The following is a 12,386-nucleotide window of genomic DNA, read 5'->3' as shown; positions in this document are numbered from 1 at the left end:
TAGGCACGAAGAAGGTTTCATTTTGATGTTGGGCGGATTCGGGGGCCGGCGGGGCAGGCACGACCACAGTCGCCGGATCCGGGGCGGGTGGCGCGCATGACGCGCCCCGCCCGTCAGCGCCCCACTCGAAATCGGCGGCCACGCGTCCCCACCCTGCCGCGATTGCTGGCGATAGCTGTCGAGGCGAATCCCGACGGCGCCGCGGTCGTTTTCGCCGACGCCACGGCCACGGTGGCGGAGCTGACCTACGCCGAACTGGATGAACTATCGACCCGTTTGGCGCGGCTGCTGATCGAACGCGGTATCGGGCCTGAGGATGTGGTCGCGGTCGGCATTCCGCGGTCGGTGGATTCGGTTGTCGCGGTGTGGGCGGTCGCCAAGTCCGGCGCGGGTTTCGTGCCCGTGGACCCGAACTATCCGACCGAGCGCGTGGCGCATATGGTGTCGGATTCCGGTGCGACGCTGGGCCTCACGGTGTCGGCCGTGCGGGACCGGCTGCCCGGCGGACTGGAATGGCTGGCCGTCGATGGCGCGGTCCGCGTGCAACTGGAACGAAGCTCGACCGAGCCGGTGACCAACGCGGATCGGTTGCGGCCGTTGCGCGCCGAACATCCGGCGTATGTCATCTACACCTCGGGGTCGACCGGTAAGCCCAAGGGCGTCGTGGTCACGCAGGCGGGGTTGTCGAGCTTCTGCGACGAGCAACGCGAGCGATACCGCGTCGACAACCACTCGCGGACTCTGCATTTCGCATCGCCGTCGTTCGACGCGTCGGTGCTGGAGTTGTTGTTGGCGATCGGCGGCGCGGCGGCCATGGTGGTGGCCGCGCCGAGCGTATACGGCGGCGACGAACTCGCCGCGCTGTTGCGGCGCGAACGGGTGACGCACGCGTTCATCACTCCTGCTGCTTTGGCGTCGGTGGACCCGGCGGGTTTGGACGAGCTGCGTGTGGTGGTGGCCGGTGGTGAAGCCTGCCCACCGGAGTTGGTGCGCCGCTGGGCGATTCCCATCGCCACGGGTGCTCGGGAGTTCTACAACGGTTACGGTCCGACCGAGACCACGATCATGACCAATATCAGCGCGCCGCTGGTGCCCGGGGAGTTGGTCACCATCGGCGGGCCGATCCGCGGCATTACCGAATATGTGCTGGACGAGCGCCTTTCGCCCGTGCCGATCGGTGCGGTGGGGGAGTTGTACATCGCCGGTGCGCAACTGGCTCGCGGATACCATGCGCGCCCGTCGCTCACGGCCTCTCGATTCGTCGCGAACCCCTTCGGGGATGCGGGCTCGGGCGGCGGATCCCGCCTGTATCGCACCGGTGATCTGGTGCGGTGGACGGCGAATGGTGAGCTGGAATATCTGGGCCGCAACGATTTCCAGGTGAAGATCCGGGGTTTTCGGATCGAATTGGGTGAGATCGATGCGGTGCTGGCCGCGCACGAGTCCGTCGATTTCGCCGTGACGGTCGGCCACGTACTCGACAGTGGTGCAACGGCGCTGGTGTCCTACGTGCACGCCGCCGAAACGGACGTCGACACCGATGAGCTGCTCGCCTTCGCCGGACGCAGCCTGCCCGCGCACATGGTGCCGACCACCGTCATGGTGCTCGACGAGATTCCGCTGACCCCGGTCGGCAAGCTGGACCGAGCCGCGCTCCCCGCTCCGCTGTTGCAGGCCAAGCAGTTCCGCGCCCCTGCCGGACAATACGAACGGCTGGTCGCCGACGTGTTCGCGGACCTACTGCATCCGTCGGCCGAAATCGGCGCCGACGACGACTTTTTCGATCTGGGCGGCAATTCGCTGATCGCCACCCAGGTCGCGGCGCGGCTGGGTGCGGAGATCGGCACCCGCGTGCCCGCCCGGCTGCTGTTCGAAGCACCCACCGTCGCGGCACTCGCCGCCGGTGTCGAGGCGATGAGCGGGGGCGGTGGCCGGTTGCGGCTGGCGCCGATGGAACGCCCCGAACGCATCCCGCTGTCGCTCGCGCAGCAGCGGATGTGGTTCCTCAACAGGTTCGACACCGCCTCGGCGGCGAACAATATTCCCTTCGCCCTCCGCTTGTCCGGCGACCTCGACGTGGACGCCCTGCAGGCCGCCGTCGCCGACGTGGTGGAGCGGCACGAGACACTGCGCACGATCTATCCTGCCGTGGACGGCACGGGCTATCAACTGGTGTTGCCGCCTGAGCGGGCGATCCCGGACCTGGCCGCGAAGCCCGTCGCCACGGCGGAACTCGACGACTGGCTGGCGGCCTTCGCGTCGGCCGGCTTCGACGTGACCATCGATATGCCGTGGCGAATCGCCCTGCTGGAGCTCGACTCCGACGCCACCGAACACGTCCTGGCGATCACCATCCACCACATCGCGGCCGACGGCACCTCCATCGCGCCGCTGGTGCGGGATGTGATGACCGCCTACATGGCCCGCCGCGCGGGCACCGCTCCCGGCTGGGAACCGTTGCCGGTGCAGTATGCCGACTACGCGCTGTGGCAGCGGGTGGTGCTCGGTGACGAGTCGGACCCGGGATCGGTGGCGGCGGCGCAGATCGCTTATTGGCGTGCGGCTTTGGAGGGGATTCCGGACCGGCTGGATCTTCCGGCCGATCGGCCGCGGCCCGCGGTGGCCTCGGGACGGGGCGCGGAATTCGCCTTCGAGATCGATGCCCGCACCCATGCCCGGCTGGTGGAGTTGTCGCAGCGCAGCGGGGCGTCGCTGTTCATGGTGGTGCATGCTGCTTTCGCGGCACTGTTGGCGAGGCTGTCGGGGACCGATGACATCACCATCGGCACTCCCGTGGCCGGACGCGGCGAGCGTGAATTGGACGGGCTGGTCGGCATGTTCGTCAACACGCTGGTGTTGCGGACCCGTGTCGACTCGGGCCGGTCGTTCACTGAGCTGTTGGCGGGGGTGAAAGAGGCCGATCTGGCGGCGTTTTCGCATGCGGAGTTGCCGTTCGAGCGGTTGGTCGAGGTGTTGGATCCGGTGCGGTCGCAGGCGCATCATCCGTTGTTTCAGGTGGCGTTGTTCTTCCAGAACATGGATAGGCCGCGGCTGGAACTGCCCGGATTGACTGCTTCGGCCGTCGAATTCGACGGTGCTGTTGCGAAGTTCGACCTGCAGTTGACGGTGGTGCCGCGGGAGGACGGCGGTGTGCCGGGGGGTTTCTCGGCGTTGTTCACGTATGCGGTCGATCTTTTCGATGAGGCCACGATCGCGGGCTTCGCCGACCGGCTGGCACGGATGTTGGACGCGGCGGCCGACGACCCCCAGCGGCCGATAGGCGCGGTCGACCTGCTGTCGGAGGCCGAGCGTAAGCGAATCCTCCACAGGTGGAACGACACTCGACACACCATTACGCCCGGCTTGTTGCTGGACGGCTATCGCGAGGCCGCGGCGCTGCACCCGGACGCATCGGCGGTCTCCTATGAGGGCGAGACGCTGACCTATGCGGAGTTCGACACCCGCGCCAATCGCCTTGCCCGACTGCTGATTTCCCGAGGCGTCGGCCCGGAAGTTCTGGTAGGGTTGGCGATTCGGCGGTCGCTGGATCTGGTGGTCGGCATGTACGCCATCGTCGCGGCGGGTGGGGCGTATGTGCCGCTGGATCCGGATCATCCGGTCGAGCGCATTGCTCACATCCTCGACACAGCCCGGCCGCTGTGCATTCTGACCACGTCCCGCGATGCCGTGCCGCAGCCGGAACAGGGGCCGGACCTGCTCGAGATCGATCGGCTGGACACCGCTGCCTACTCTTCGGACCCGGTGCGCCACGAGGAACTGCGGAGCCCGCTGCGGCCCGAGCATCCCGCCTACGTCATCTTCACCTCCGGCTCCACCGGCCGTCCCAAGGGCGTCGCCGTTTCGCATGGGGCCATTCACAACCAGCTCGAATGGATGCTCGCGCAGTATCCGCTCGGTCCAGGCGATGTGTACCTGCAGAAGACCGCGACGACGTTCGATGTGTCGCTGTGGGGTTACTTCATGCCGTTGCGTGCTGGCGCGAAGTTGGTCGTTGCCACGCACGACGGCCACCGTGATCCGATGTACGTCGCGGAAACCATTGCGGCGCAGGGTGTAACGGTCACCGATTTCGTCCCGTCGATGCTGACCGTGTTCGCGGCGCATCTACCGGCCGGATCGTGCCCGACCCTGCGCGACATCTTCGTCATCGGTGAAGCGTTGCCGCCGGAGACGGTCGATGCCGTGCGCGCGATGTCGACCGCCCGCGTGCACAACCTGTACGGGCCCACCGAGGCTGCGGTGTCGGTGACCTACTGGCAGGCCGACGGTGCGGATCGGCCGAGCGTGCCGATCGGTGTGCCGCAGTGGAACACTAGGGTCTACGTGTTGGACGCGCGCTTGCAGCCCGTCCCGGCGGGGGTGTCCGGCGAGTTGTATCTGGCCGGTGACCAGCTGGCGCGCGGATACGTGCGGCGGCCGGATCTGACGGCGGATCGGTTCGTGGCCAACCCCTTCGGGGACGGCACCCGGATGTACCGCACCGGCGACCTGGTGGTCTGGCGTGACCACCCGCCGCGCCTGGATTACATCGGTCGCACGGATTTCCAGGTGAAGTTCCGCGGTCAGCGAATCGAGCTGGGGGAGATCGAGGCCGCGCTGCTGGCGCAGCCGTCGGTCAGTCAGGCCGTGGCCATCGTCACCGAATCCCCGCTGGGAGAACAGCTCGTCGCCTATGCCGTCCCGGTGCCCGGCAACCGAATCGACCCGGCGGAGCTGCGGACCGCGTTGGGGAAGACACTGCCCGCCTACATGGTTCCGGCCGCGATCGTTGCACTGGATGCGCTGCCGCTCAATGCCAGCGGCAAGCTCGACCGGAGGGCACTACCCGCACCGACCTTCGTTTCCGGCGAATCCCGTCCTCCCGCAACACCGATCGAAGAGATCGTGGCCGGTGTGTTCGCGGACGTACTCGAGGCTCCGCGGGTCGGTGCCGACGACGATTTCTTCGCACTCGGCGGCAACTCGCTGATCGCCACCCGGGTGGTCGCGCGAGTGGGTGCGCTGCTCGAGGCGCGCATACCGGTGCGGGCGCTGTTCGAAACGCCGACCGTCGCGGGCCTCGCCGCGGCCGTCGAATCGCAGACACACGGGCGTCGCACCGTGCCGCTGGGCGGGATTCCCCGGCCCGAGCACCTACCGCTGTCGCTGGCACAGCAGCGGATGTGGTTCCTCAACCGGTTCGACGAGGGCGGCACCGCCGGATCGGCGGCCTACAACCTGCCGTTCGCGCTGCGGCTGCGCGGCGAACTGGACGTGGCCGCGCTGTCGGCCGCGCTGGATGACGTGATCAAGCGGCACGAGGTGCTGCGCACCGTCTATCCCGAGACTTCCGACGGACCGGTTCAGCTCGTGCTTCCGGCCTCCGACCGGGAACCCGTTGTGCCCGAATCGATCCCGGCTGCCGAAGTGCCCGCCGCGGTGTATGAGCTGGCGGCGACACCGTTCGACGTGACCGGCGAGGTGCCGGTGCGGGTGCGACTGTTGGAGATCGCCGATGTCGCGCCGGGCACGCCCGCCGACCACGTTCTGGCCGTGGTCGTGCACCACATTGCCGCCGACGGCTCGTCGATGGGGCCGCTGGTGCGCGACGTGATGAACGCGTACGCGGCGCGGACATCGGGGGAGGCTCCGGGGTGGGCGCCGCTGTCGGTGCAGTATGCCGATTACGCGCTGTGGCAGCGCGCGGTGCTGGGAGACGAGACCGATCCGGATTCGATTGCCGCGCAGCAGATCGCGTACTGGCGTCGCGAACTGGCCGGGCTGCCGGATGTGCTGGAGCTGCCGACCGACCGGCCGCGGCCCGCCGTGGCGACGATGGCCGGTGGACGGGTGCCGTTCCGGGTCGATTCGGCCACCCATGCCGGACTCGCGGACCTTGCGCGTGCGCACGGTGCCACGGTGTTCATGGTGGTGCACGCGGCGCTTGCGGTGCTGTTGGCGCGGTTGTCGGGGTCCGATGACATCGCGATCGGTACGCCTGTGGCGGGCCGGGGCGAGGCCGAGCTCGACGACCTCATCGGCATGTTCGTCAACACCGTCGTGTTCCGTACGCGGCTGGATCGTGGGGAGTCGTTCACGGATCTGTTGGTGCGCCAGCGGGAGACGGATCTGCGGGCGTTCGCGCATGCGGATGTTCCGTTCGAGCGTTTGGTGGAGGTGTTGAATCCGCCGCGGTCGACGGCGCATCATCCGTTGTTCCAGGTGGGGTTGTCGTTCCAGAATCTGGCTCGGACCGCGCTGGAGTTGCCGGGGTTGAGTGTCGAAGGTGTGGATGCGGATCTGGATGTGTCGCAGTTCGATCTGCATCTGATCGTCGCCGATGCCTATGCCGAGGACGGCAGTCCTGCGGGCATCGGTGGTTTCTTCACCTACGCCACCGACCTTTTCGACCGTGCCACGGCGGAGACCTTCGCGCAGCGCCTGTCCCGGATCCTGTCCGGCGTCGCCGCCGACGCGACCACGCCGGTGGGTGACCTGCCGCTACTGGACTGTCACGAACGCCACCGCGTCCTGACCCGCCCGAATACGACCGGCTACCCGCTGGATTCGGCGGCGCTGTACACACCCGGATACGGCATTTTCCGCAGGCCCACGCTGGCGGGCTTGCTGGAGGCCACGGTCGCGGCGGTTCCCGAGGTGACGGCGGTGGTCGTCGACGACCCGGCCCGGCCGGACGCGCCGCACACCCTCACCTACGTCGAGCTCGACGACCGGGTGAATCGTCTGGCACGGCAGCTGATTTCGCTGGGTGTGGGACCGGAGACACGGGTGGCCTTGATGTTGCGCCGGTCGCTGGATCTCGTGATCGCCATGTACGCGGTCACGGCCGCCGGTGGCGCCTACGTACCGGTGGATCCGGACCAGCCGGAGGAGCGGGTGCGCTACATCCTCGAGACGTCGGACCCGATATGCGTGCTGACCAACGCGGCGGTGGGTTGTGCTGTCCCGCAAGCGATCGAGATCGACCGGCTGGATCTGTCGTCGCTGTCCGGCGCTCCCCTCGCCGATACCGAGCGGGTGGCCCCGCTGCGGCCCGAGAACACCGCATACGTGATCTTCACGTCCGGTTCGACCGGCCGCCCGAAGGGCGTGGCCGTGCCACACGCGGCGATCGTCAACCAATTACTCTGGAAGGCAGCGGAATTCGGCCTGGGCACCGAGGACGCCGTCCTGCTGAAGACCGCGGCCACCTTCGATCTGTCGGTCTGGGAATTCTGGTCGGCCGTCACCTGCGGCGGCCGCCTGGTCATCGCGACCTCGGACGGCCACCGCGACCCCGCCTACCTGAACGACCTGATCGCTCGCGCGCGAGTGACCACCCTGCACGTCGTCCCGTCCATGCTCGACGCCCTACTCGCCGACGACACCGGCCACACCCAGGCAACAAGCGGCCTGTCCACCCTCCGCCGAGTCCTGGCCATCGGCGAGGCCCTGCCCGCCGCCCTGGCCCACCGTTTCCGCACCACTCACCCGAAGGTGGCGCTGTTCAATCTGTACGGTCCCACCGAGGCCGCGGTATCCATCACCTCCCACGAGGTGACCGACGCCGACCAAGCCGTGGTGCCGATCGGCAGCCCGGAGTGGAACAGCCAGGCTTACGTCCTGGATGCGCGCCTGCATCCCGTCCCGCCCGGCGTCGCGGGCGAGCTGTACCTCGCGGGAGCCCAATTGGCCCGCGGCTACTTCGCCCACCCCACCCTCACCGCAGACCGATTCGTCCCCAACCCCTTCGGCGTCCCCGGCACCCGCATGTACCGCACCGGCGACCTGGCCGCGTGGACCGCCGACGGCGAATTGGAATACCGCGGCCGCACCGACTTTCAGGTGAAGATCCGCGGCTTCCGCATCGAACTAGGCGAAATCGAATCCGCCCTCCTGTCCCTACCGGAGATCGCCCAGGCCGCGGTCTTGGCAAAACACGACGCCCGCACGGGCGACCGTCTGGTCGCCTACCTCGTCCCCGCCACTGTCGACCTCGACGTTCCCCGCGTGAAGTCCGCACTGTCACGAGCCTTGCCGTCCTATATGGTTCCGTCGGCCTTTGTCGTCCTCGAGGCATTGCCGTTGAATGTCAACGGCAAGCTGGACCGGAAGGCGTTGCCGGAGCCCGAATTCGAGTCGACGGCGTTCCGGGCACCGTCGACTCCGATCGAAGAGGTCGTGGCGTCGGTGTATGCCGATGTTCTCGGTGTGGATCGGGTCGGTGCGGACGACGACTTCTTTGCACTCGGTGGCAATTCGTTGCTCGCCACCCAAGTCGCCGCTCGTGTCGGCGCGGCTCTGGAGACCCGGGTGTCGGTCCGCAGTCTGTTCGAGACACCGACGGTGGCGGCGTTGGCCTCGAATGTCGAGCGGTCCGCGGATCGTCCCCGCCCGGCTCTGATCGCGGGGCCGCGGCCGGAACGTGTTCCGCTGTCGTTCGCGCAGCAGCGGATGTGGTTCCTCAACCAATTCGATACGGCCGCAGCGGTGTACAACATTCCGGTCGCGATCCGGCTCTCGGGCGAGCTCGATGTGGCCGCCTTGGAACAGGCCGTGGCCGATCTGGTGGTGCGGCACGAAATCCTGCGCACCACCTATCCCTCGGACGAGGCCGGACCGGTGCAGGTCGTCCATTCGACGCGGGATGTCGTCGTCGACGTCGTGCCGAAACCCGTCGACGCCTTCGGCATCGAGCGGGAGGTAGCCGCCGTCGTCTCGGCCGGATTCGATGTGACCCGCGAGATCCCGTTCCGCACCGCGCTGTTCCGGCTCGATCCGACCGACCATGTGCTGGTCGTCGTGGCGCATCACATCGCCACCGACGGGTGGTCCATGGGCCCGCTGACCCGCGACCTCATGCTGGCCTACACCTCTCGGACGGCCGGAGAGGTCCCGGCCTGGGCGCCACTGCCCGTGCAGTACGCCGACTATGCGCTGTGGCAGCAGCGGGCACTCGGCGCCGAGGACGATCCGCACTCGCTGCTGGCCCAGCAGATCGAGTACTGGCGACGCGAATTGGCAGCGCTCCCGGAACAACTGAACCTGCCTGCCGACCGCCCCCGCCCGGCCGTCGCCTCCTACCAGGGCGCGACCATCGAATTCGAGATCGAGCCGGATCTGCACGCCGCTCTGAAACAGCTCGCCCGGGAACATCATTCGACGCTGTTCATGGTGGCCCACGCCGCGCTGGCGGTGCTGCTCGCGCGCCTGTCCGGCACCCGCGACATCGCCATCGGCACCCCGGTCGCCGGTCGCGGCGAGGCGGCGCTGGACGATCTGATCGGCATGTTCGTCAACACCCTGGTGTTGCGCACCGAGATCGATCCCGCCACCACCGTGCCCGACCTGCTGCAGCGCATCCGCCGCACCGACGTCGCCGCCTTCGCCCACGCCGACGTTCCGTTCGAGCGGCTCGTCGAACTGCTCGACCCGGCGCGGTCGGCGGCCCGGCATCCGCTGTTCCAGGCGATGCTGACCTTCCAGAACCTCACCCCGGCCGAGCTCCGACTACCCGGCCTCACCGTATCCGGCCTGGACGCGGTCCCCACCCCGGCCAAATTCGATCTGCAGCTCACCCTCGCCGAACACACCGACGCGACGGGTACCGCGCAGGGCATCGCCGCGGCGCTGACGTACGCGACCGACCTGTTCGACGAGGCCACCGTGCGCGGCTTCGCCGACCGCTTCCGGCGCATTCTCACCGCCCTCACCTCGGCAGACGCGGCTATCGGCGATATAGACCTGCTCACCGCGGACGACCGGGCATCGCAGCGGCATGCACCACTGGCCGAACCGCGCACCGCCACCGCCGCGTCGCTGGTCGAGCTTCTCGACGACCAGGTGCACCGCCGCCCCATGGCGATCGCCATCCGTTCCGATGGCCGCACCCTGACCTTCGACGACCTCGACCGGCGGGCCAACCGCCTCGCACGAGCCCTCATCGCAGGCGGCGCAGGCCCGGAATCGCTGGTGGCGGTGGCGGTTCCGCGCACCGAGGACCTGCCGGTCGCACTGCTCGCGGTGCTCAAGTCCGGCGCGGGCTACCTACCCGTCGACACCACCTACCCGCGGCAGCGGCAGGAGTTCCTGCTGTCCGACGCCGCACCGGCCTGCGTTCTCACCACCGTCGAGGCGCGAGAGCAGCTGCCCCCCACCGATATTCCAGTGCTGCTGCTCGACCGAGCGGGGGACTTCGACGACGCGCCGGTGACCGATGCCGACCGCCGATCCCCGCTACGCCCCGACCACCTTGCCTACGTCATCTACACGTCCGGCTCCACCGGCGTCCCGAAGGGCGTCGGTGTCACTCACCGGAATGTGCTGCAGCTGTTGGCGAATACCCAGCCGCTGTTCGGTTTCGACGACACGGATGTGTGGACGATGTTCCACTCCTTCGCCTTCGACTTCTCGGTGTGGGAGCTGTGGGCCGCGCTCGGCACCGGTGGCAGCGTCGTGGTCGTGGACTATCTGACCTCGCGCGCCCCGGACCTGTTCCGAGAGTTGCTGATCCGCGAGCGCGTGACCGTGCTCAATCAGACACCGTCGGCGTTCTATCAACTGATCGCCGCCGACCGAGCGGCCGATACCGGCGAATTCGCGCTGCGCCACATCGTCTTCGGCGGTGAGGTCCTGGATCCGCGCCGCCTGGCGCCGTGGTACGAACGGCACCGCGAGGCCCGGCTGGTGAACATGTACGGCATCACCGAAACCACGGTGCACGTGTCGTTCCTGGGGCTGGACGAACGGTCCACGGCAACCCCGGCGAGTGTCGTCGGATATCCGCTGCCGGGCTTGCAGGTCCATGTGCTCGACGAGCGCCTGCATCCGGTCCCCACCGGTGTGCCCGGGGAGATGTACGTGGCGGGCGAGCAGCTGTCGCGCGGCTACCTCGGGCGGCCCGGACTCACCGCCACCCGCTTCGTGGCGAACCCGTTCGGACCGCCCGGTTCCCGGCTGTACCGCTCCGGAGACGTCGGCCGCCGCGATTCGGCCGCCCGGCTCGAATATGCCGGGCGCAGCGACCAGCAGGTGCAATTGCGCGGCTTCCGCATCGAACCCGGCGAGATCGAGGCGGCCCTGCTGCGCTGCGCCGGTGTCGGCCAGGCCGCGGTCCTGGTGCACCGTGACGATCGCGTGGGCGACCGGCTGGTGGCCTACGTTGTCGCCGACCACGGTTCGCATCCCGATCCGATCGCCCTGCGGTCGGCCGTGGGCGAATTCCTCACCGGCTACATGGTTCCCGACGTGATCATGGTGGTGGAGGCCCTGCCGCTCACCCCCAACGGCAAGCTCGACCGCCGCGCCCTGCCCGCACCGGAGGCCATGGGCGGCACCGTCTTCCGCGCACCCGAGACCGCGACCGAACGGGCGGTGGCAACCGCATTCGCGGAACTGCTCGCCACTGGCAGCGAGATCGGCGCCGACGACGACTTCTTCGCTCTGGGCGGCAACTCCCTGCTGGTCGCTCGGGTGGTGGCCCGGTTGCGGGAGCTCACCGGTGCCCGGGTCGAGATGCCGTGGTTCTTCACCGACCCCACGGTCGCGGGTCTCGCGCGCCGCATCGATGCGCAGCACCTGGACGATACGGCGTTCCAGGTGTTGCTGCCGCTGCTGTCGGGCACCGCGGACCCGCTGTTCTGCATCCACCCGATGTACGGGCTGGCCTGGGCCTATTCGGGTCTGGCGCCGTATCTGCCGCAGCGCCCGGTGTGGGGATTGCAGTCCCCGGCGCTGAGCGAGGATTATGTGCCGGAGTCGGTGCGGGACATGGCCCTGCGCTACATCACCGAGATTCGGTCGGTGCAGCCACACGGGCCGTACCGGGTGGTGGGCTGGTCGCTGGGCGGGGTCCTGGCCCACGCGATTGCCACCGAGTTGCAGGCCGCGGGCGAACAGGTGGCGCTGCTGGCCATCCTGGACGGCTATCCGGATCTGGACGTCGCCGATTTCCACACCACCCTGCGCGACGCCCTCGCCGAACTCGGTATCTCCGCCGATGCCCTGCCGGACGGCGATCCGCACGAACTGAGCGATACCGCGCTGGCCGCGCTGCATGCGACCTTCCCCGCCGACATGATCACGCTGACCCTCGAGCAGGTGCGGCGGATCTATCGCGGCGCGGTTCGCTCGGCCGAACTGCTCGCCGACCACCGGCCCGCTGTGTTCCACGGCACGATCGAGTTCTTCCGTGCCGCCTGTGACACCGGCAACGCCGCCCGCAACCTCACCGCCTCCGACTGGGCACCGTATGTGGACGGCACCATCGTCGACCATCCGGTGCCGACCACACACGATCAACTGTTGAGCCCCACGGCTCTCGAGGAGATCGGCCCTGCGCTGCGCCGACTGCTGGGCGACGCCCAGGACTGACCGATTTCGGTGAG

General features: G+C 68.5%; 1 protein-coding gene. It reads left to right on the top strand.

Annotated elements, in window-relative coordinates:
- Positions 1–87: 87 nt before the first annotated feature.
- A complete protein-coding gene (locus IU452_RS03805; RefSeq protein ID WP_416382267.1) occupies positions 88–12,372 on the top strand; it encodes an amino acid adenylation domain-containing protein in 12,285 nt (4,094 codons plus the stop codon).
- The last annotated feature ends 14 nt before the right edge of the window (positions 12,373–12,386 follow it).

It is taken from the genome of Nocardia transvalensis, assembly GCF_015477765.1.
GTDB classification, from domain to species: domain Bacteria; phylum Actinomycetota; class Actinomycetes; order Mycobacteriales; family Mycobacteriaceae; genus Nocardia; species Nocardia transvalensis_A.
This window is presented reverse-complemented; position numbering and strand designations above follow the sequence as displayed.